21 protein-coding genes and 2 pseudogenes are annotated in these 21090 nt (G+C 69.5%); 12 read left to right on the forward strand and 11 right to left on the reverse strand.

The annotated features are described in order from the left end of the window. Nucleotides 1-274 precede the first annotated feature (274 nt). The 3 genes and pseudogenes from AB0J21_RS29155 to AB0J21_RS29165 form a co-directional block, all read right to left on the reverse strand. Nucleotides 275-391, reverse strand: a pseudogene (locus AB0J21_RS29155) (type II toxin-antitoxin system YoeB family toxin); the annotation flags it as partial. A gap of 243 nt (nucleotides 392-634) precedes the next feature. Then, on the reverse strand, nucleotides 635-1051 hold the full coding sequence (locus AB0J21_RS29160; RefSeq protein WP_363149144.1) for a PIN domain nuclease: 417 nt from the start codon (nucleotides 1049-1051) through the stop codon (nucleotides 635-637). Further along, nucleotides 1048-1299 (reverse strand): type II toxin-antitoxin system VapB family antitoxin, encoded by a 252-nt coding sequence (locus tag AB0J21_RS29165; protein ID WP_363149145.1) that lies wholly within the window; start codon nucleotides 1297-1299, stop codon nucleotides 1048-1050. Before AB0J21_RS29165 ends, AB0J21_RS29160 begins: the two co-directional genes overlap by 4 nt. Nucleotides 1300-1901: 602 nt before the next feature. On the opposite strand from AB0J21_RS29165, the gene AB0J21_RS29170 reads away from it, so the two are divergent. The 5 genes from AB0J21_RS29170 to AB0J21_RS29190 all read left to right on the forward strand — a co-directional run bounded on the left by AB0J21_RS29170 (nucleotide 1902) and on the right by AB0J21_RS29190 (nucleotide 6591). Further along, nucleotides 1902-2054: a hypothetical protein gene (locus AB0J21_RS29170; protein ID WP_363149146.1), complete on the forward strand. Its 153-nt coding sequence runs from the start codon at nucleotides 1902-1904 to the stop codon at nucleotides 2052-2054. A 4-nt stretch (nucleotides 2055-2058) separates the two neighbouring features. Beyond that, on the forward strand, nucleotides 2059-3900 hold the full coding sequence (locus AB0J21_RS29175; protein WP_363149147.1) for a PQQ-binding-like beta-propeller repeat protein: 1842 nt from the start codon (nucleotides 2059-2061) through the stop codon (nucleotides 3898-3900). Between the two features lie 339 nt (nucleotides 3901-4239). Continuing rightward, nucleotides 4240-4989, forward strand: a complete 750-nt coding sequence (locus AB0J21_RS29180) for an ISAs1 family transposase (protein ID WP_363149148.1) — start codon at nucleotides 4240-4242, stop codon at nucleotides 4987-4989. Nucleotides 4990-5028: 39 nt separating this feature from the next. Next, on the forward strand, nucleotides 5029-6075 hold the full coding sequence (locus AB0J21_RS29185; protein ID WP_363149149.1) for an SDR family NAD(P)-dependent oxidoreductase: 1047 nt from the start codon (nucleotides 5029-5031) through the stop codon (nucleotides 6073-6075). 312 nt (nucleotides 6076-6387) lie between these two features. Further along, on the forward strand, nucleotides 6388-6591 hold the full coding sequence (locus tag AB0J21_RS29190; protein WP_363149150.1) for a hypothetical protein: 204 nt from the start codon (nucleotides 6388-6390) through the stop codon (nucleotides 6589-6591). Nucleotides 6592-6593: 2 nt separating this feature from the next. Here AB0J21_RS29190 and AB0J21_RS29195 read toward each other — a convergent pair whose 3' ends face one another. The 5 genes and pseudogenes from AB0J21_RS29195 to ychF form a co-directional block, all read right to left on the reverse strand. After that, a complete protein-coding gene (locus AB0J21_RS29195) occupies nucleotides 6594-7970 on the reverse strand; it encodes an IS4 family transposase (RefSeq protein WP_363149272.1) in 1377 nt (458 codons plus the stop codon). A 64-nt stretch (nucleotides 7971-8034) separates the two neighbouring features. Further along, a complete protein-coding gene (locus tag AB0J21_RS29200) occupies nucleotides 8035-8550 on the reverse strand; it encodes a transposase (protein WP_363149151.1) in 516 nt (171 codons plus the stop codon). A gap of 58 nt (nucleotides 8551-8608) precedes the next feature. Then, nucleotides 8609-8890 (reverse strand): annotated as a pseudogene (locus tag AB0J21_RS29205) (transposase); the annotation flags it as partial. 67 nt (nucleotides 8891-8957) lie between these two features. Continuing rightward, nucleotides 8958-9266 (reverse strand): hypothetical protein, encoded by a 309-nt coding sequence (locus AB0J21_RS29210; RefSeq protein WP_363149152.1) that lies wholly within the window; start codon nucleotides 9264-9266, stop codon nucleotides 8958-8960. A gap of 107 nt (nucleotides 9267-9373) precedes the next feature. Then, on the reverse strand, nucleotides 9374-10462 hold the full coding sequence (gene ychF, locus AB0J21_RS29215; RefSeq protein WP_363149153.1) for a redox-regulated ATPase YchF: 1089 nt from the start codon (nucleotides 10460-10462) through the stop codon (nucleotides 9374-9376). Between the two features lie 632 nt (nucleotides 10463-11094). On the opposite strand from ychF, the gene AB0J21_RS29220 reads away from it, so the two are divergent. Further along, on the forward strand, nucleotides 11095-11562 hold the full coding sequence (locus AB0J21_RS29220) for a DUF6542 domain-containing protein (RefSeq protein ID WP_363149154.1): 468 nt from the start codon (nucleotides 11095-11097) through the stop codon (nucleotides 11560-11562). Between the two features lie 71 nt (nucleotides 11563-11633). On the opposite strand, the gene ppgK is transcribed toward AB0J21_RS29220, so the two are convergent. Both ppgK and AB0J21_RS29230 read right to left on the reverse strand, forming a co-directional pair. After that, nucleotides 11634-12389, reverse strand: coding sequence for a polyphosphate--glucose phosphotransferase (gene ppgK, locus AB0J21_RS29225; protein WP_363149155.1), 756 nt, complete (start codon nucleotides 12387-12389; stop codon nucleotides 11634-11636). A gap of 193 nt (nucleotides 12390-12582) precedes the next feature. Beyond that, nucleotides 12583-13629, reverse strand: coding sequence for a 4-hydroxy-3-methylbut-2-enyl diphosphate reductase (locus tag AB0J21_RS29230; RefSeq protein WP_363149156.1), 1047 nt, complete (start codon nucleotides 13627-13629; stop codon nucleotides 12583-12585). Between the two features lie 160 nt (nucleotides 13630-13789). Between AB0J21_RS29230 and AB0J21_RS29235 the strand changes: the two genes are divergently transcribed. The 5 genes from AB0J21_RS29235 (at nucleotide 13790) to AB0J21_RS29255 (ending at nucleotide 19196) form a co-directional block, all read left to right on the forward strand. Then, nucleotides 13790-15304, forward strand: coding sequence for an APC family permease (locus AB0J21_RS29235; RefSeq protein ID WP_363149157.1), 1515 nt, complete (start codon nucleotides 13790-13792; stop codon nucleotides 15302-15304). Between the two features lie 121 nt (nucleotides 15305-15425). Further along, nucleotides 15426-16649, forward strand: coding sequence for an exodeoxyribonuclease VII large subunit (gene xseA, locus AB0J21_RS29240; RefSeq protein WP_363149158.1), 1224 nt, complete (start codon nucleotides 15426-15428; stop codon nucleotides 16647-16649). Between the two features lie 113 nt (nucleotides 16650-16762). After that, nucleotides 16763-17041 (forward strand): exodeoxyribonuclease VII small subunit, encoded by a 279-nt coding sequence (locus tag AB0J21_RS29245; protein ID WP_363149159.1) that lies wholly within the window; start codon nucleotides 16763-16765, stop codon nucleotides 17039-17041. A 256-nt stretch (nucleotides 17042-17297) separates the two neighbouring features. Continuing rightward, nucleotides 17298-17891 carry a malonic semialdehyde reductase gene (locus tag AB0J21_RS29250; protein WP_363149160.1) on the forward strand — a complete coding sequence of 198 codons (594 nt, stop codon included), beginning with the start codon at nucleotides 17298-17300 and terminating at the stop codon, nucleotides 17889-17891. Between the two features lie 219 nt (nucleotides 17892-18110). After that, nucleotides 18111-19196, forward strand: coding sequence for an alkene reductase (locus AB0J21_RS29255; RefSeq protein ID WP_363149161.1), 1086 nt, complete (start codon nucleotides 18111-18113; stop codon nucleotides 19194-19196). Nucleotides 19197-19236: 40 nt separating this feature from the next. Here AB0J21_RS29255 and AB0J21_RS29260 read toward each other — a convergent pair whose 3' ends face one another. Next, the gene (locus tag AB0J21_RS29260; protein ID WP_363149162.1) at nucleotides 19237-19779 is read right to left on the reverse strand and encodes a DUF4245 domain-containing protein; all 543 of its coding nucleotides are present in this window, start codon (nucleotides 19777-19779) and stop codon (nucleotides 19237-19239) included. 187 nt (nucleotides 19780-19966) lie between these two features. Between AB0J21_RS29260 and glpX the strand changes: the two genes are divergently transcribed. Beyond that, on the forward strand, nucleotides 19967-21010 hold the full coding sequence (gene glpX / locus AB0J21_RS29265) for a class II fructose-bisphosphatase (RefSeq protein WP_363149163.1): 1044 nt from the start codon (nucleotides 19967-19969) through the stop codon (nucleotides 21008-21010). Nucleotides 21011-21090 lie beyond the last annotated feature (80 nt).

The raw sequence follows: 21090 nt of genomic DNA on the forward strand, positions 1-21090 counted from the left end.
CGACGCGCACCCCTGACCGGAACCGTCACCGGACAGGGATCAACGCGACACCACGGACGCAAGATCAACTGGCCGCCGCCGTGAAACAACGAGGCCAGGGGAACCCGGCGACCGTCCCAAGGCGGTATGCAGTCACCGACCGGCCACAGCGGCGGCCGCACCCTCCCGAACCACCAAGCGGGCGAGGCGTTGCAAAAACCGAGGTTTCAAGCAGGTCATCCCCGCACGGAAGAGACATCCCAGCACACCGCACCCTCCCCCTCACCTTCACCCATCAGTAGCGATATCGGGCGGCGAGGACGACGATCTCCTTGTCCGTCACCAGATGGACGAGGCGGTGCTCGTCGTCGATCCGTCACGACCAGGCCCCGGGCAGGTGATACTTCACGGGAAAAACCAAGGGCCCGACCCCGAAGAGCCGGGCCCTCTCCGATCTGTGTGTTTGCTAGATCAGCGACGTGGTGATAAGTCACCCACTACACGTTGAACCTGAACTCCACCACGTCCCATTTGACCTGCGGATATGCGGACGCATCCCAGCACCATCCCAGCACGGGAACCTCGACAAAGTACAAGACGATTCGACGCCGAGAACGCCATCCAACACCTGCGGACGCCAGTGCGCGTTTCCAGCTCAGTCGGCAGTGCCCGGCTCTACGACCCACTCGACCTGCAGCCCGCTCACCGAAGCAATCATGTCGAAGTCGCCGTCATAGTGCAGAACCGTGGCTCGATGCCGCTCGGCTGTTGCTGCGATGAGGACGTCGGCCAGCGACAGCGCCCGGTGAAAGCCGGCGTTCAGGGCCAGAGCCTGGATCTCGAGTGCCCGCTCGAACTCCTCGTCATTGCAGGGCAGGTAGTCGAATCCACGGAGCAGGGTGCGCAACCGCAGCGCCTCGGGCTTTCCGCGTGCCGAGTACAGAACCTCGTACTCAGTCGGGGCGCACACCGCCAGGAGCCCGTCGCGATCCAGCACATCCAGCCGAGCCCGCACCGCCGGTTTGCCCCGGCGGGCCAGCGCCGACTTGTCGATGAGGTAGCGCCCGTTCACGCCGCCGAGGCCCCGCCTTCGCGCTTCAGAGATCCATCCGGATTCCGCGGCCCCGTCTGCGAGCGGATTTCCGCGAACACGTCCTCGAACTCGCCCTCGTCCATGGCGTCGAACAACTCCCGGCGCAGCCGCAGCTTCACCCCCTCCTCCATAGCCGCCCGCACTGCGGCGACTTTCGTCTTCACCCCGTACACCCGCATCGCCTGCTCGACGATCTCGTCGTCCAGATCGATCACAGTCCTGGCCATCAGTCACCCCTCCGCAGATCGTCGACAACCCAGCGATGATATCACTTTCGCGTTAGAAATGACATCAGAGTGCTGGGCGGGGACAGCTAGATCAAAGGCAGGGGTACAGCGCCCGAAATCGATCACCATCCGGAGGTTGAGTCCTTCTCGGCAGACAGTCCCGCATCCGTTGCTGCGCCAGTTGTGCTCGTGGGGCCGCCCATACCGTCGGAGCCCCAGCAAAATGAGCGATGCGGACGCGAAGATCACGGTCTGACCGCCCCAGCACTTGGCACTCGCCTCAGCGAACCGGTTCTCTCCCTAAACTGTCCCACGAAGCGAGCGCAGACAGTGGGGGAACTATGCACCAGACCGTACGACTGGACCTTCTGGGGCTTGCTGACACAGACGATGACGAGTTGCTCCGCCTTGGAGGCCAGCTACGGCGCTCGCTCCAGGAGTTGGACGTACTAGACGTACGGTCCGGGCGTTCGACAGGTCATGTCTCGGAGGGAGGAAAGAGCAGCGAGCTGATCGCCACTGGGTCGGTTGTCGTCGCGGCCGCACCTCTTGTTCTCCGTCAGGTTCTCCTACTCGCCGACACCTGGCTGCAGAACCGGCCTGTGCGTGGCATCAAGGTGGAGATGGAGGGCCGCGTGATCGAGTTGCGTGATGCCACGGCTGCCGAGCGGACTCGTTTGATCGACGAGTTCCTCGCTCCCCGCGAGGGTTCTACCGAGAGCCAGTCCGAAGAGCGCTCTGCCGACCAGTCCTGACGATATGACCGCCCAATCGTTCGGCAACGGAAACCGTGGGGCTCTGCTCATCGGGACAGGTACATACGATCACCCGGAACTGTCGGCACTCCGATCGCCCGAGGTGGACTGCACTCGCCTAGACACCCTGCTACGTGACCCAAAGATCGGCGCCTTCGAGGTGCAGACACTCATCGATGCCGATCGCTCCACGTTGGAGCGGGCCATCGGCGAGTTTTTCATCAGCGCTTGGGGCGACGACGTGCGTCTCCTGTACCTCTCCGGCCACGGGATCGTGAGTCGTAGCGACAAGCTTCACTTCGCCATCCGTCAGACGGATCCTGCCCGACCCGCCTACACAACGATCTCAGCGGCATTCATCCACGAGGTTATGGATGAATGCCGAGCTCGGAGCATCGTCGTGATCCTCGACTGCTGCTACAGCGGCCTCTTCCTTCCAGGGGCCAAAGGCGACGAAACGGCAAGATTCGAAGAGGCGCTTGCCGGGCACGGCCGCGTCGTCATCACTGCTGGCACAAGGTCGCAGAGAGCCTGGGAAGGGCAACATCTCGACGCCGAGACGCCCGCGCCGTCCCTCTTCACAGGGATGCTCATCGAAGGCATATCCAGCGGCGCTGCCGACCTCAATGGCGATGGTGTCGTCACCCTCCAAGAGCTCTACCGATTTGCCTGCGAGCGTCTCCACCGAGAGGGGGTCACGCAAACACCGCGTATGGGTGGCGAGATGCAGTACGACATCGCGCTCGCCAAGGTGCGGAGGCAACGGAAGGCTCGGTCCTCGCGAGCAGACCGTACGGGCAGCCGGAATCGTAGATCTTCAGGGCCACCAGCACGACCCACGCCTGAGCCCTGGCAAACCCGCGTAGCCTTTGGCCCTGCTCGGCAGCCCGTCCTGTCCGACGGCATGCTTGTGGTGCATGAGCCATACAAGCTGCATGCGATCGACCTTGAATCTCGGCAACGGTCGCCCCTGATCAAGATGTGGTACCCCTGCAGCCCCGCCCTGCATGAGGGTGCCGCCTACTTCCCTGGCAAGGGCGGCCACTTGCAAATGATTGACCTGCGGACCGGGAAGCGCCGAGCATCGCATCCTGTGGCAATCCGTGACGATTCTCTGGGAATTTCAAAGGGTGTACTTTACGCAACCGCCCAGAATGGCACCCTGCACGCTTTCACCCCCTCGACGCTGAGCCCCCTTTGGTCGCTTCCCGCAAACGGACTCACTCTCACGTCTGCGCCCCAAACATCCGCCGGATATACGCTATTCACAGCTTCAGAATCCCAGATCCTCAAGGACACACCAACCAACAGTGCAGATCACATCGTGGCTATCTCCGAAGGAAGGGTGGCCTGGCACTACAAGGCCGAAGCCCCGCTATCTCCGGATTGGGCCGTGACGGACCATGCCATCTACATGGCCTTGCAGCCGGAAGCGCCTTCCTCAAAACAGCGAATCGTGGCGGTGAGCCCTGAGAACGGACAACTTCTCTGGTCATTCGACACAAAGGCGCACCTCGCCGCAGCTCTGGCTGCAACGGACGAGATATTGGTCTTCGGTGACAAAGACAACCGGCTTGTGACTCTCGACGCTAAGACTGGAAAAGTTCGATGGGATAAAGAGAAGAAGACCTACGGTCACCTTCTCACTCGACCCTCTATTTCCGGTGACTCTCTCTTCACCGCCGACCGCACCGCGAAACTTATTAGATGGAATCTGCCGACAGGTCGAAAGGTCCGAGCGCACGACCTCCTTGCGAGTCCGGATCGTCAAGGATTCCCTGCGATCAAAAACGGTGTCGTGTACACGACTGACGCCCGAGGTGACATACGCGCGCTGCCCATGTGAGTTCACCAAGCTGCCCTCTCAGAGGCGCCATGCCGAATCACGGTCGATTCCGTCAACATTGAGTGGCCAATTACGGAGAACGACTCACGCATCGCTCATTCAGAAGCTCACCCGTCGGAGGGCATCAGACGCGACGCCTTCACAGGGCTTGTGCGAGTTCCCGGGATGGTCCAAGTGGCGTGAGGATGTCGCAGGCTGGGGTGGATGACAGAGCGGACACGGGATCCGTGATCATTCAGGTGTATACGCCGAGTGATCAAGAAGGTTCCCGTGTCCGCTGTCTCAGCTTCCCCGATCCCTGCCGTGTTGGCCAAGCTGGGTCCCCTCGACCCGAACGATATGGCTGACCTGCGCGTCTTCCTGGAGGCCGTTCCCGATCCGCGCTCGAAGCGGGGGCGCTGGTACTCGTTGGCCTGGATCCTGCTGGTCTGTGCGGCAGCCGCGGTCTCGGGAGGCCGGACCATCGAGGAACTCGCCGAGTGGGGTGCCCGCGCCGACGCCGGACTCCTCGCCGTACTCGGAGTGCGCCGTCATCTCCTGCGATGGCGGCACGCGCCGTCCAGGTCCGCGATCGGAAGGGTCCTCAAGCACCTCGACGCCGACGCACTCGACGCGGCCGTGGGCGCCTGGCTGACCCCACGCCATACCGCCGCCACCGCGGCAGGCCGGAGCGGGCGGCGGGCGATCGCCGTGGACGGCAAGGCACTGCGCGGCTCCGCCCGCCTGGACCAGCCCCGCCGACACCTGCTGTCCGCCGTCACCCACGACCGCCCCGTCACCCTGGCCCAGGCCGAGATCGGGTCCAAGACCAACGAGACCCGGCACTTCCAGCCCCTGCTCGACCCCCTCGACCTGGAAGGTGACGTGATCACCTTCGACGCACCGCACTCCGTGAAGGCCAACGTCGCCTGGCTGGTGGAGACGAAGAACGCGCACTACGTGGCCGTGATCAAGCCCAACCAGCCCACCACCTGGACCCAGTTGGAAAACCTCGACTGGAACGCGGTGACCCTCAGCACCACATCCGCGACCGCACTTTCACCGAAGACGCCTCCACCGTCCACACCGGCAACGCACCCCGCGCCATGACCACCCTCCGCAACCTCGCGATAGGCGCCCTCAAAACCCTTGGAGCGACCAACATCGCCAAGACCACCCGCGCCATCCGAGACCAACCCGAACGAGCACTCCCCATCCTGGGCATCACCCACAAGCCCGACCTCAACGGAACTTGATCAAGCCCTGATCGACCTGTCCGGCAGGAACGTCATCGTCACCGGCGGCCACGTCGGGCTCGGACTGCAGGTCACCCGTGCACTGGCCGAGGCGGGCGCCTCGGTCGTCGTCGGCTCGCGCCACCCGGAGCGCGCGACATCGGCCCTCGCCGGCACCGAGCGTGCCGAGATCTCCCGGCTCGACCTGCTGGACCCGGCCTCGATCGACGCCTTCGCCACCCGCTCCCTGGACTCCGGCCGTCCACTCCACATCCTCGTCAACAACGCCGGGATCATGTCCCCCGCCGAGCGGACTCTGGACGCGCGCGGCTACGAGGCGCAGTTCGCGACCAACCACCTCGGCCACTTCCAGCTGACGCTGGGACTGCTGCCCGCGCTGCGCGCGGCCCACGGCGCCCGCGTGGTCAACACCACCTCGGGCGCCACACGTATCTGTGACATCCGCTGGGAGGACCCGCACTTCGCCACCGGCTATGACGGCCACCTCGCCTCCGCGCAGTCCAAGACCGCCAATGTCCTGTTCGCCGTCGAGCTGGACCGGCGGTGGCCCGAGGACGGAATCCATGGCTACGCCGCGCACCCGGGCATCGTCGTCGGTACGAACCTGGGCAACTCGATGCCCGCCGACCAGGTGCAGGCCATGCACCGAGCCGTGGGCCTGGTCGACGAATCGGGCCGGCCGGTCATCGACCCCGAGAGCGGGAAGAAGACGCCGCAGCAGGGAGCCGCCACCCTCGTCTTCGGAGCCACCAGTCCCCTGCTCGTCGACATCGGCGGCGTCTACCTCAGGGACAACGACATCTCGCCGCTGGACGACGCCGCCGACCCCGACGCCCAGGGGGCCGACCTGATCCATTCGCAGAACGTCGTGCCCCACTCCCTCGACTCACGGTCCGCTCGGCGCCTGTGGGAGCTGAGCGAGCACCTGCTCACGGCATGACCTCACCTCTCTCCCGTCGAGGTGTTCCGCCGTCCGGCGGTGGCGGAGGGCCTTGCTGTCCCGGCTGGGGGTTCGCCGGCCGGACCGGCAGATCGTGCAAACCATCGGCGTACGGGGCCGGGTCCGCACCACTTCCCCTTGCATACGGTCTGGAGATCGGCACCACGCCGTCACCTCACCCACGTCGCCGCCGGCAGGGGCAGGCGCGCACCGCAGAGCTCTGCAGAAAGCGAGTCACACCACATGGACAGGCCAGGTACTGACGCTGTGCCGCCTCCCGTCACCTCATCGCCCGTCACCTCCCCCAGGGACATGTCCGTCGCCGGGTCCGGGCTCACCACCGGTGAGATGTGCGACCGGTACGCCCGTGTCACCACAGCTGCGGTCAACGACGTGCTCCGCAGCAGAGGGCTCACTCGCCAGGTGATCCCCCACGCGATCGTCCCCGTGCGGGACGACATGCGGCTGGCCGGTGTGGCGTTCACCATCAAGGGTGCCAAAAGCCCAAGGCCGTGAAGTTAGGGGCTGATCGGTGGTTGCAAGATGTCGATGCTGTGGGTGGCTCTGTAGGTGCGTCGGTCGACTTTGAGGCTCTTGTACGCGTATCGGGACAGGGGTCTTTTCACCGTGCGGGGGCTGATGCGGAGGCGTCGGGTGGGCATGGGCTGGGCCAGGACCGCCCGGCCGATCGTCCCGACGAGGTCGATCACCGTGTCGGCTATGACGCCCGCGGCCTGGACGAGCTGGTCGCGGGCGGTCTGGAGGGCGATGCTGAAGCTGGCTCGGTCCGGGTCGGTGTCCAGGTCGGTGTCCGGGTCGGTGTCGGTGGCGTCGGTCATGGCGATCCGCAGGGCCTGGTAGGTGCTCAGCAGGGCGTAGATCTCCTGAGCGATCCCGGCCCAGGTCTTGGAGCGCAGGACTCGCCGGCCCAGCATCGACTTCTTGATTTCGAAGTAGGCGGATTCCACTTCCCACCGTTCGTGATAGAGCCTGACCAGGTCGAATGCCGGGTAGCGGCGTGTGTCCAGGAGGTTGGTGGCCAGCCGGTAGAGGCCGGTGTGCCGTCCGGTCGTGGTGGTGACGGTGATCTCGCATTCGATGATGCGGACCTCGATGGCTCCGAAGCGGGAGAGGAAGGAGCCGTCGTCGTACCGGCCCAGTACGGGAGGCTTGCGGTTGGCGGACAGGCGGGCCAGGAAAGCGGCGTCAGTGTCGGCGACGGCGGTGAGGAAGGTGTTGGTGGCGAAGCCACGGTCCAGGAGCACGATCATGCCGTGGTGCAGGGATCGCGTGAGGCGCCGTCCATAGACGGTTTCACCGCTGGTGCGGGGGCCGAAGGCCGCGTCGATGACCGCACGGGTGCCACAGGCGGCCAGGGTGGTCAGGCAGATCTGCGGGTATCCGGAGGTGGCGTACTGGTTGGAGCCCTTGCCCAGGCGGGCGAGGTGCAGCGGGCTGTCAGGGACGTCGAGGTAGGTACCGTCGATGGCGACCGCCAGCATTCCCTTCCAGCGTGCGCCGCCGGTGCGGATCGCCGAGGCGGGTGCGCGCAGCACATCGAACAGGGCCTTCATCGGGCGCACCCCGAGCCGGGTCCGCGCGTTCCACAACGCGGTTGCGGTGATCGTCGGTATCGGTATCGAGTCAAGCGCGCCGGTGAGCTTGCGCCAGACGGCGAGATAGCCACATTCCTCGGACAAGGTGGCTGCCAGCAGGAGGTAGACCACCACACGGGCGGGCAGTTTCCGTAACCGGCGCTGGCCCGCGTCGGTCTCGGCGAGGACGGCATCGACCATCTCGAAGGGAACGATGCGGGTGAGTTCCCCCAGGTGTCCGGGTGCGAACAGCCCTCCGGCTACCGTGATTTCACGTGTGATGACACACTGGTCCGACAGCGGAGCCTCCGGTGCTGTGAACGGCTGTCTTGGTCGACTGCCAGTTCTACCGGGGCTCCGCTTCCTACGTCCCGCACTCGGCCAGATCCATACGCCTCGCCACCAGGCCCAAAGCCGTAACTTCACGGCCTTGGCCTTTGGCCCCGTTGCCGCAGGACAGTCGCTGCCAGGCATCCTGGGGTGCCTGGGCAATGAGCTCGTCGATCCGCCAGAACCCGGCGAGGCTCTTGACCTGCTGGGACTTCGGAACAGCGACGACGTAGCCGACATCGAGTTCCTCCAGCAGGCGCCGGAATTTCCCGTCCTGCCCATAGGCCTGCTCCGCCGTCACCCACCGCGCGGGCAGGCCGGCGGCCAGTGACCGGGTAACCATGGCCCTGGCGAGTTCCCCCTTGGTCGCGCACTCCCGTTCCTCGGGAATCTTCGCCGCCCGGCAGCATTCCCGATCCCCTGTCCACGCTTTCGGGAGATACAGCTCCCGGTCGACCAGGGCGCGTCCGCGAGACGTGGCGTAGGCGGCGAAGACCCCGATCTGACAGTTGTCGATCTTGCCCGAGGTGCCGGTGTACTGCCTGCCCACGCCCGCCGAGGTGATCCCCCTTCTTGATGAAACCGGTGTCATCGATGATCAGGACACCGTCATCGCCGAGCACCTCGGCCACATACTCGCGGACACCGTCCCGCACCGCGTCCGCGTCCCAGACGCTGGAGTTCAGCAGCCGCTGGAACCCGTCAGGACTGCGGTGGCCCGCCCACTCGGCGAGCTGCCAGCCGTTCTTACGCGCCACACGAGCCAGCAGACCCCGAACATAATCCCGCATCCGCCACCGCAGATCCGCCCGAGCAAACCGGCTCGCGACCCGAGCGAACACAGCCTCCAACTCCGCAGACCAGCCTGCCACTTCACCCATCTCCCTCATGCCAGGAGAACGACAAAAGCCAGCTCAGGACACGAACCGCTGCTGGAGTACTAGGGCAGAGGACAGGTCACCTCCCAGCACTTAGCAGTTGCTGTTCCCAGCCCTCCTCCAGCAGCGACGCGATCTGCCCGACCCCTGGCAGGGCTTCGCCCGCTGCCCCGCCATCGAAGTCCCAGTCCGGAACGTGCCCTCGTAACTGGAGGTCAACGTCATCGATCAACCGGTGCGCGAAGGAGTTGCGTCGTTTCCGGAGCCAGACCACATCCTCCTCAAGGGCTGCCGGGTAATCCCAGCACGGGCAGCCACCCGAATTCCAGCACGATCCCAGCACGGTACGGATGACCAGGGATGACGACAGGTGAGAGGAGTCAGCCATCCCGGCACCATCCCAGCACGGGCAAAAACCAAGGGCCCGACCCCGAAGAGCCGGACCCTCTCTGACCTGCATCTTTGCCAGATCAGTGACGTGGTGAAACGCCACCGTCACACGTTGAACCGGAACTCCACCACGTCCCCGTCGCGCATCACGTAGTCCTTGCCCTCCATGCGGGCCTTGCCGGCGGCGCGGGCGTCGGCTACTGAGCCGGTGGTGAGGAGGTCCTCGTAGGAGATGATCTCGGCCTTGATGAAACCGCGTTCGAAGTCGGTGTGGATGACTCCGGCGGCCTCGGGGGCGGTGGCGCCCTTCTTGATGGTCCAGGCGCGGGTTTCCTTGGGGCCTGCCGTCAGGTAGGTCTGGAGGCCCAGGGTCTCGAAGCCGACGCGGGCGAGGGTCGCGAGGCCCGGCTCGTCCTGGCCGACGGACTGGAGGAGTTCGAGGGCCTCGTCGTCGTCCAGTTCGGCGAGGTCCGCCTCCAGCTTCGCGTTCAGGAAGATCGCCTCGGCGGGGGCGACCAGGGCGCGCTGCTCGGCCTTGAAGGTGTCGTCGGTCAGCTCGTCCTCGTCCACGTTGAAGACGTAGAGGAAGGGCTTCGTCGTGAGCAGGTGGAGGTCGTGCAGCGGGGCGGCCTTCTCGGTGCCCTGGGCGAAGCCCTTCGCGAACAGGGTGTCGCCCGCGTCCAGGATGGCCTTGGCCTCTTCGAGCAGCGCGACCTTGGGCTGCACGTCCTTCTTGATGCGCGCCTCCTTCGTCAGGCGCGGCAGGACCTTCTCGATGGTCTGGAGGTCGGCGAGGATCAGCTCGGTGTTGATCGTCTCGATGTCGGACTTCGGGGAGACCTTGCCGTCGACGTGCACGACGTTGTCGTCCTTGAAGGCGCGGATGACCTGGCAGATCGCGTCGGTCTCGCGAATGTTGGCCAGGAACTTGTTGCCCAGGCCCTCGCCCTCGCTCGCGCCCCGGACGATGCCCGCGATGTCCACGAAGTCGACCGTCGCCGGGAGGATCTTCGCCGAGCCGAAGACCTCCGCGAGCTTCGCCAGACGCGGGTCCGGTACGCCCACCACGCCGACGTTCGGCTCGATGGTGGCGAACGGGTAGTTGGCCGCCAGCACGTCGTTCTTCGTCAGGGCGTTGAACAGGGTCGACTTACCGACATTGGGCAGACCGACAATTCCGATACTTGTACTCATGACACAAACGTCCGCTCGCGAATCCAAAGGGTGGGCAAAGGCTGGGTACGGCCGTGACTCCGGGGCTCTCCGGCTCGTCCACTCCCCGGTGGCCCAAGTGCGCCCTCATCTCCGTGCCGGTGCGCGTATCACGGTACAGGGAGCGGGCGGGGTGGTAGCCACCCGAGCGGGGGCCGGGGCCGGGCGGCGCGGTCGGCCGACGGGTGAAGACGGGGTCACGGCCGCTCCGGCACGGTCGGTCGGCATGGTCTGCCGGTGCGGTCTGCATGGTCTGCCCGCACTGTCGGCCGACGTGGGACGACGGGGTTCACGGCCGTTGTGGCGTAGCCGCCACTACCACACCTCGGGCACACCTCGGGCAAAGTGCGTGTCCCGGCCAGGGATCGTACGGGCCCGGCGCCTACGTTGGTGCGGTGGAGCAACCCAGTACGCGTCCCGAGCCGCGCCCCCGATCCCCCCGGTCCCCCCTGTCCTCGTCCCCCTCGGCGCCGCTGCCCCCGCAGGGCGGTCGCTCGTCCGAGGCGGCGCGTGGTGCGCGCGGTGCGCGTGAACGATCGGGGCGGGCTCCGCGTCCCCAGGGGCCCGCGGGCGGTCCGTCCCGTTCCGCTCGCTCCCGCGTACGGCCGGGCCGGGTGCCGGGGCCGCGGCTGACGGGGCTGGGGGCCGGGCTCTTCGCGATCGTGGCGATGTTCCTCGTCGCGGGGGTGTCCTGGCTGCTGTTCGACGGCTCGCCCCTGTGTTACGGCCTGCTGTTCGTGGTGGTGAGCGGCCTGGCCGGGGTGTGGGTGCGGCCCGCCGACCTCGTCACCCCGCCCGTCGCGATGCCCATCGCCTTCGCGCTCGGCATGGTGCCGCTGTCGGGCGGCACCGGCGGGATCGGCGGTCATCTCATGGGGCTGCTGACCGCTCTCGCCCTGCACGCCGGGTGGCTGTACGGCGGGACGCTCGTCGCGGGGCTGATCGTCACGGTGCGCAAGGTGCGGCTCATGCGGCGGCGTACCGGGCGGGCGGCGGCCTCGCGGCCGGTGGGCAGGCGGCCGGCGGCTTCCCCCGCCGCCCCTCCCGTACGTTCCGCCCGGGGCGGGCGCGGCAGGGGCTGAGGCGAGGGCCGCCGGCCGCTCCGGCCACGCCCGGCGCGGGAAGCACCACGGCCGGCTGTGCCGCGTCCGCGTCAGGGCGCCCCGTGCCGCTCCCCCGCGCGCATCGCGGCGCCGACGATTCCGGCGTTGTTCTGGAGCTGGGCGGGGACGATCTCGGCCCGGATGCCCTCGATCAGCGGCAGGAACTTGTCGGACTTGCGGCTGACGCCGCCGCCGATGACGAACAGCTCGGGCGAGAACAGCATCTCGACGTGGGCCAGGTACTTCTGCACGCGGCGCGCCCAGTGCGACCAGCTCAGGTCGTGGTCCTCCTTGGCCTTGGAGGAGGCGCGCTTCTCCGCGTCGTGCCCGTTCAGTTCCAGGTGGCCCAGTTCGGTGTTGGCGACGAGCCGGCCGTCGGTGAACAGGCCGCTGCCGACGCCGGTGCCGAAGGTCAGCAGGATGACGGTGCCGGTGCGGCCCCTGCCCGCGCCGAAGCTCATCTCGGCGACGCCCGCCGCGTCCGCGTCGTTGAGCGCGGTGACCGGGCAGTCCTCGCCCAGGCGCTCGCGCAGGAGGTCCTCGATGTGGATGCCGACCCAGCTCTTGTCGACGTTGGCCGCCGTACGCACCGTCCCGTCGGTGATCACCCCGGGGAAGGTGACGCCGACCGGTCCGCTCCACTCGAAGTGGTCGATGACCTCTTTGACCTTGTCCGCGACCGTGTCCGGGGTCGCCGGGTGCGGGGTGAGCACTTTGTGCCGGTCCTGCGCCAGGTCGCCGCGGTCCAGGTCCACGGGCGCGCCCTTGATTCCGGAGCCGCCGATGTCCACGCCGAAGATCTGCATGGACTCACGGTACGACGCATGGCGGGCCGTCACTTCCGGAACGCCCCGTCCGCCGGGGCTCGCACGCCCCCGCGGCCAGGAACACGCCCGCGCCGCACGCCCAGGAACACGCCCCGGAACACGCCCGCGCCGCGCGTCACCGGGGAACCGGCGGCGTGCGGCGCGTGACACTGGCGTGGAGACGGTCCCCGGGTCAGCTCCCCGTGGCCGGGGCCTGCGCGGCGAGCGCCGCCGCCTCGGCGCGCAGGTCGCGGCGCAGTTCCTTGGGCAGCGAGAAGGTGATGGACTCCTCGGCGGCCTTGACGATCTCGACGTCCTCGAAACCGAGCCGGGCGACGTGTTCGAGTACGCCTTCGACGAGCACCTCGGGCACCGAGGCCCCGGAGGTCACGCCGATCGTGCTGACGCCCTCGAACCAGCTGTCGTCGATCTCCTCGGCGAAGTCGACGAGGTGGGCGTCGCCCGCCCCGGCGCCCTTGGCGACCTCGACCAGGCGGACCGAGTTGGAGGAGTTCCTGGAGCCGACGACGATGACGAGGTCGGCCTCGGCGCCCATCTGCTTGACGGCGATCTGCCGGTTCTGGGTGGCGTAGCAGATGTCGTCGCTGGGCGGCGAGAGGAGCTGCGGGAACTTGTCCTTGAGCTTGTCGACGGTCTCCATCGTCTCGTCGACGGAGAGGGTGGTCTGGGACAGCCACACGACCTTGGACTCGTCGCGCACCGTGACGTTCTCGACGTCCTCGGGGCCGTCGACCAGCGTGATGTGGTCGGGGGCCTCTCCGGAGGTGCCGATGACCTCCTCGTGGCCGTCGTGGCCGATGAGGAGGATGTCGTAGTCCTCACTGGCGTAGCGGACGGCCTCGCGGTGCACCTTGGTGACCAGGGGGCAGGTCGCGTCGATCGTCGCGAGCCGGCGCTGCGCCGCCTCCTCGTGGACGGTGGGCGCGACGCCGTGGGCGGAGAACATGACGATGGAGCCCTCGGGGACCTCGTCGGTCCGGTCGACGAAGATCGCCCCCTTCCGCTCCAGCGTCTGGACGACGTACTTGTTGTGGACGATCTCGTGCCGGACGTAGACGGGAGACCCGTACTGCTCCAGGGCCTTCTCCACGGCGATCACGGCGCGGTCCACACCCGCGCAGTAACCGCGGGGCGCGGCGAGCAGGACGCGCTTGGCCGCGCGACCCGTGGTGTCCCCGGCGGGGGACCGGTCGGGCGTCGGGCTGGACGTAGCAGTCATGCAGCCCATCGTAAGGCCGCGCTTGGCAGGTCGAAGATCGTGTCCTCGCGGAGACTGGGGAGCAGCCGGCCGCGCGGAGGGGACGGCGGCGGTGGTGGACGGCCCCGCCGGGGTACGAGCGGCGGTGTCGACGGACGCGAGCGAGGACCACGGAGGCGTGATGACCGGAAGCGGGAACGGGTCCGGCGCGGACCGGTACGGGAAGGGCCGCCCCGGCGGACACGGCGACGGCCACTCCGGTGGGGCCGGCGGCGGTCGCGGGGCCGGTGACGGTGCGACGCCCGCGCCGCCGCCCGTCGGGGGCCCCGGTGCCGCGCCGGACGCGGGGCGGCTGCGGCGCACGCTGGGCTTCCGCGATCTCGTCGTGTACGGGCTGCTGTTCATCGCCCCGATGGCCCCGGTCGGGATCTTCGGCACGCTCGACGCGAAGTCGCACGGCGCGGTGGCTCTCGTCTACCTCGTGGCCACGGTCGCCATGGGCTTCACCGCGTTCAGTTACGCGCAGATGGTGCGGGTCGTGCCGCACGCGGGCTCGGTGTTCGCGTACGCCCGGGCGGGCCTCGGTCAGGCGCCGGGGTTCATCGCGGGCTGGATGGCGATGCTGGACTACCTGCTGATCCCCGCGGTCGCGTACCTCTTCTCCGGCATCGCGATGAACTCGCTGCTGCCCGACGTGTCGCGCTGGGTGTGGACGGCGCTCGCGGTGGTGATCACGACGGCGCTCAACCTGTGGGGGGTGCGGACGGCGGCGCAGGTCGGTTTCGCGGTGCTGGCCATGGAGGTCGTGGTCCTGCTGGTCTTCGCGGTGACGGCGATCGTGGTGCTCGCGCGGGACGGGGCCACCCGGGACTGGTGGTCGCCGCTGGCCGGGGACGGGACCTTCCAGGTGTCGGCGGTGCTGGGCGCGGTGTCGGTCGCGGTGCTCTCCTACCTCGGTTTCGACGCGATCGTGTCCTTCGCGGAGGAGACCACGGGGGCCTCGGAGCGGGTGGCGCGCGCGGTGCTGTTCTGCCTCGCGCTCGTCGGGGTGCTGTTCGTGCTCCAGACGTATCTGGTCGCGCTCCTGGAGCCGGCCTCCTCGGCGCAGCTGGCCGCGCACCCCGAGGAGCAGGGTTCGGCGTTCTACGACGCGGTCGACGCCTCGGTCGGGGACTGGCTGCACGACCTGGTCGCCGCGAGCAAGGCGATCGGCGCGGCCTTCGCTGCGCTCGCCGGTCAGGCCGCGGCCGGGCGCCTGGTGTTCGCGATGGCCCGGGACCGGCGGCTGCCGAAGGTCCTGTCCCGGACGTTCAGCGGGGTGCCGAGGCCCGCGCTGCTGCTCTCGGCGGTCGTGACCTGCGCGGCGGCGCTGTGGGCGGCGGACCGCGCGGACGGCATGGACCACCTGGTGTCGGTCGTGAACATCGGGGCGCTCACCGCCTTCGTCCTGCTGCACGCGAGCGTCGTCGGCTGGTTCGCGGTGCGGCGCCGCTCGGGACGGCCGAGCTGGTGGCGGCACGGGCTGCTGCCGCTGCTGGGGGCGGCCATCACGATCGCGGTGATCGTGTCGGCCACGGGCACGGCCCAGATCGTGGGCGCCTGCTGGCTGGCGGTGGGGCTGCTGGTCCTCTTCTTCCAGCGGGGCCGGGGCACCTCGGCGCTGAGCGGCACGGACGGCGGGGCGGACGCGGGCTGAGGGCGGAGGGCTGAAGACGGACGGCGGACGGCGGACGGCGGACGGCACGGGTTCACAGCAGGGCGCGCGGCTCCCCGGCCGCCGGTCCGGTTTGTCGGTGCGCCCCGTTACGCTCACTCGCATGGCTCTCCACACGTCCGCCGAGACCCCGGCCCCGGTCGGTCAGGTCTCCCGGCTGATCGGCGACTGGATCGGGAGGCTCGGTGACATCTGGGTCGAGGGGCAGATCACCCAGCTCTCGCGGCGCCCCGGCGCGGGCGTCGTCTTCCTGACGCTGCGCGATCCCGCGCAGGACATCTCGTTGGGCGTGACCTGCTACCGGCAGGTGTTCGACGCGGTGGCCGACGTCGTGTCCGAGGGCGCGAGGATCGTGGTCCGCGCGAAACCGGAGTGGTACCGCCCGCGCGGTCAGCTCTCGCTGCGGGCCGTGGAGATACGGCCGGTGGGCATCGGGGAGCTGCTGGTGCGGCTGGAGCGGCTGAAGAAGGAGCTGGCCGCGGAGGGCCTGTTCGCGCTCGACCGCAAGCGGCCGCTGCCCTTCCTGCCGCAGCTCGTGGGGCTCGTCACGGGGCGGGCCTCGGCGGCCGAGCGGGACGTGCTGGAGAACGCGCGGCGCCGCTGGCCCGCCGTGCGCTTCGAGGTCCGCAACGTCGCGGTGCAGGGCGTGCACGCCGTCCCGCAGGTCGTGGGCGCGGTACGCGATCTGGACGCCCACCGGGAGGTCGACGTCATCGTCGTGGCGCGCGGCGGCGGCAGCGTCGAGGACCTGCTGCCCTTCTCGGACGCGGAGCTGGTGCGGGCGGTGGCGGACTGCCGTACGCCGGTGGTCTCGGCGATCGGCCACGAGCCGGACTCCCCGCTGCTCGATTTGGTCGCCGACGTCCGGGCCTCCACACCGACCGACGCGGCCAAGCGGGTCGTCCCGGACGTGGGCGAGGAGCTGGAGCGCGTACGGCAGCTGCGGGACCGGGCCAGGCGTACGGTCACGGCGCTGCTGGAGCGTGAGGAGCACGGGCTGCGCGGGGCGCTCACGCACGCCGCGTTCCGGGACCCGCACACCATGATCGCCGGCCGGGACCAGGAGATCGAGGCGGAGATCGGCCGTGCCCGGCGCACCGTGGGCCACCTGCTGGACCGCGCGGAGTCGGAGCTGACGCACACCCTGGCCCGGGTCGTCGCCCTCTCCCCCGCCGCGACCCTGCGCCGGGGGTACGCGGTGCTCCAGCGCCCGGACGGGGCGGTGGTCCGCTCGCCGGGCGAGGTGCCCGACGGCGAGGAGCTGCGCGCCCGGGTGTCCGAGGGCGAGTTCACCGTCCGGCACGTACCGGACGCACCGGAGGGGTGAGCCGCCCGGCGAGGACCTGAACGAAAACAGGCGGGGAGCGGATGGCGAGGGCCGGCACGGGCACCGGCGGCGCGCACACGGTCGGTACGACGAAGGACGAGGAGAGAAACGGCATGAGTGAGGACACCGGCCCGAAGGGGCAGGCCGCCCTGGGCTACGAGGAGGCCAGGGACGAGCTGGTGGCGGTGGTCCGCCGTCTGGAGGCCGGCGGCGCGACGCTGGAGGAGTCCCTCGCGCTGTGGGAGCGCGGCGAGGAGCTGGCCCGGGTGTGCCGCACCTGGCTGGAAGGCGCCCGCGCCCGCCTGGACGCCGCCCTGGCCGCCCCGGAGGACGAGCGGTCCGCCGGGACCGGCACGCGGGACGACGCGGCGCAGGAGGACGAGGAGGGCTGAGGCACCGTGGGCACGGGGGACGGGGGACGGGGGCGGAAGAGGACGGCCCGGGCGCAACCCAGCGGGCTCCGGCGGCCCGCGCGCGACCGGGCGAGGCGGGCCTGCGGGGTCCGGGCCAGCGGCTCCGGATGTGGATCTCTCCACACCCGACCTTTGTTGAACTTTAAACGTAACCGTCGTACCGTCGGTCTGGTCGGCGGATCGGAAGACCCGCGGACCCCGATCCACCCCCGCACGAAAAAGGGTACGACTGCACATGTCTCTCGTTCTTGACCCCGCCGCCCAGGACCTGCTGTTCCGCGAGGCCCGGACGGCCAACTCCTTCACCGACGAGCCGGTGAGCGACGAGCAGATCCAGGCGATATACGACCTGGTCAAGTTCGGCCCGACCGCGTTCAACCAGTCGCCGCTGCGCATCACCCTGGTCCGCTCGGCCGAGGCCCGCGCGCGGCTCGTCCCGCTGATGGCCGAGGGCAACCAGCCGAAGACCGCGTCGGCCCCGCTCGTCGCGATCCTGTCGACGGACAACGAGTTCCACGCCGAGCTGCCCCGCCTGGTCCCGCACGCCCCGGGCATCGCGGACATGTTCTTCTCCGAGCGCCCCGTGCGCGAGCAGGTCGCCCCGATCAACGCGACCCTCCAGGCCGGCTACTTCATCATCGGCGTGCGCGCCGCCGGTCTCGCCGCCGGCCCGATGACGGGCTTCGACTTCCCGGGCGTCCAGAAGGAGTTCCTCGACGAGGACCACTCCCCCCTGATGATCATCAACATCGGCAAGCCCGCCGAGGACGCCGCGCCGTTCCCGCGCCTGCCGCGCCTGACGTACGACGACGTCGTCAAGACCGTCTGAGCCGGACTTTCGCGGTCCCCCCTGGCGGGGTGGGCCCACGCGGCACAGCACCGCGCACGTGGCCCCCGGAACTCCCGGGGGCCACTGTCGTACCCGGCCGCGCGGCTCCCGAGGCCGTCCCCCGCGCCCGCCCCGTCCCTGTATCCGGACACGCCCTTCCCGGCCGCGCGCGGCGGCGGAACACTGGCGCCACGATCACCACGCGCCAGGGAGCTGATCATGAGCACTGCCTTCGACCCGATCGAGCTGGGCGGCGTCCGGCTGGCCAACCGCGTCGCCATGGCCCCGATGACCCGCAGCCGCGCGTACGGGCCCGGAGGCACGGTGACCGCGCTGACGGCGACGTACTACGCGCAGCGGGCCGGGGCCGGGCTGATCGTCACGGAGGGAATCCAGCCCTCGGCGGTGGGCCAGGGCTATCCGGACACCCCCGGCCTGCACTCGGCGGCCCAGGTCGCGGCGTGGCGGCGGGTCACCGAGGCGGTCCACGCGGCGGGCGGACGGATCTTCGCCCAGCTCATGCACGCCGGCCGGATCGGCCACCCCAGCCTGCTGCCGGACGGACTGGTCCCCGTGGGCCCCTCGGCGGTCGCCGCGAAGGGCAGCGTCTACACGCAGGACGGCCCGAAGGAGTTCGTCACGCCCCGGGAGCTCGACGCGCGGGGCGTCGACGCGACGATCGAGGACTTCGCCCACGCGGCCCGCAACGCGATCGGCGCGGGCTTCGACGGGGTGGAGATCCACGGGGGCAACGGCTACCTCGTCCACCAGTTCCTCGCCCCCCACGCGAACCGGCGCACCGACGCGTTCGGCGGTTCGCCCGCCGCCCGCGCCCGCTTCGGCATCGCGGTCGCCGAGCGCGTCGCGGCGGCGATCGGCGCGGACCGTACGGGCTTCCGCGTCTCGCCGGGCAACCCCTTCAACGACGTCGCCGAGACCGACCCGGCGGACCTCGACGCGACGTACGCGGCCCTGGTGGCCGGTCTGGCCCGGCTGGACCTGGCCTACCTCCACCTGGTCGAGGGCGCCGACCGCGAACTGACCCACCGGCTGCGCAAGAACTGGCCGGGCGTCCTCGTCCTCAACCCGTTCACCCATCCCGCGCACACCGGACCGGAGGCGCTGCCCCTGGTCGAGGAGGGCCTCGCGGACGTCCTCGCGTTCGGCGCCCTGTTCCTGGCCAACCCCGACCTGCCCGAACGCCTCGCGGCCGGCGGCCCCTTCAACACCCCCGACCGGCGCGGCTACTACGGCGGGGACCACCGCGGCTACACCGACTACCCGCGCCTGGGCGAGACGGGCTGATCGCGCGTGCGCCCGGCCGGACCCACGCGGCGCCCCCGCGTCACGCCGCTTCCGGCTCCGGGGCCTTGTCCGTGCTCAGGGCGGCGGCGAACTGCTCCAGCTGCGGGAAGGAGGCCGAGCCGGTGACGACCGTGGTGGACCTGCCCTCGCGCAGCACGAGGGCGTCGTACGTGTCGCCCTGGTAGCGGGCCCAGGACCTGCCGTCGACCTCGGTCGCGCCGCCGGCCTTCCGCGCGCCCTGGGTGACGTCGTCGATGAACCTCGCCGGCTCCTGGGTGGACTGCTCGACGGCCACGTACTTGCCCTCGGGGTCGAGATAGCCGAGGTGCCAGGCGTCGCCGTCCGTGCCCCGGTAGCGCACCGAGGTCGGCTTCCAGTCCTTCGAGAGCCCCCGGGGCGCCGCCACCGGGTAGGCCGCGGCTCGCTGCGCCGTCAGCAGCTCGACCCGGTAGTCCACGCGCTTGATCGGGTCGTGGTGCTCGTCATGGGGGACGAAGATGTAGATACCGGCCGCGATGGCGACGATCACGCCCAGCGACAGGATCATGTCCCGTACCGTCTGTCTGCCCTTTTTCCCTGCCACGGTCCCATGGTCTCAGGCGGGGGCCGCGCTCATCCGTGGGCCCCCGTGCTCATATTGTCGTACTACGGATACAGTCGGAGGCAACCCTCGTCCGGCCTGTCCGTCCACGTCCACCGCCCCCGGCGGGCCCTTCGCCCCGGCAGGACGTGGCGGCCGCGGCCGCTCCGCATCAGGAAGGTGCGTCCCGATGTCCGATCACCAGCCCGATCACCATCTCCCGGCCCCGCTGGAGGTCTCGCCGGAGGCCCCCGACCGCAACCTCGCCCTCGAACTCGTCCGGGTCACGGAGGCCGCCGCGATGGCGGCCGGCCGCTGGGTGGGGCGCGGGGAGAAGAACGGCGCGGACGGGGCGGCCGTCAAGGCGATGCGCGCCCTGACCTCCACCGTCACGATGAACGGCGTGGTCGTCATCGGCGAGGGCGAGAAGGACGAGGCGCCGATGCTCTTCAACGGGGAGAACGTCGGCGACGGCGGCGGCCCCGAGTGCGACATCGCGGTGGACCCGATCGACGGGACGACGCTGTGCGCGAAGGGCATGCCGAACGCGATCGCCGTCCTGGCCGCCGCCGACCGGGGGACGATGTTCGACCCCTCGGCCGTGTTCTACATGGACAAGCTCGTCACGGGCCCCGAGGCCGCCGACTACGTGGACATCAACGCGCCCGTCGCGGTCAACATCCGCCGCGTGGCGAAGGCGAAGCACTCCGCGCCCGACGACGTGACCGTGATGGTCCTGGACCGCCCCCGGCACGCGGGCATCGTCAAGGAGATCAGGGAGACCGGGGCGCGGATCAGGTTCATCTCCGACGGCGACGTGGCCGGTTCGGTGATGGCGGTGCGCGAGGGCACCGGCGTCGACCTGCTCATGGGGATCGGCGGCACGCCCGAGGGCATCATCAGCGCGTGCGCGATCAAGTGCCTGGGCGGGGTCATCCAGGGCAAGCTCTGGCCCAAGGACGACGCGGAGCGCGCGCGGGCGCTGGACGCGGGCCACGACCTGGACCGGGTCCTGTCCACGGACGACCTGGTCTCCGGCGAGAACGTGTTCTTCGTGGCGACCGGGATCACCGACGGGGAACTGCTGCGCGGCGTGCGCTACCGCTCGGAGACGGCCACGACGCAGTCCCTGGTGATGCGCTCGAAGTCGGGCACGATCCGCCAGATCGACTCGACCCACCGCCTGTCGAAGCTGCGCGCCTACAGCTCGGTGGACTTCGACCGGGCCAGCTGAGCGGGTCTCTTCCGGCGCCCTCGGACCTCGTGCGGGGGTCGGCGGGCGCCGGACGGGGCCGCCCGTACGCGCGGGGGCTG

This window comes from Streptomyces sp. NPDC049954, assembly GCF_040656295.1.
Classification (GTDB): domain Bacteria; phylum Actinomycetota; class Actinomycetes; order Streptomycetales; family Streptomycetaceae; genus Streptomyces.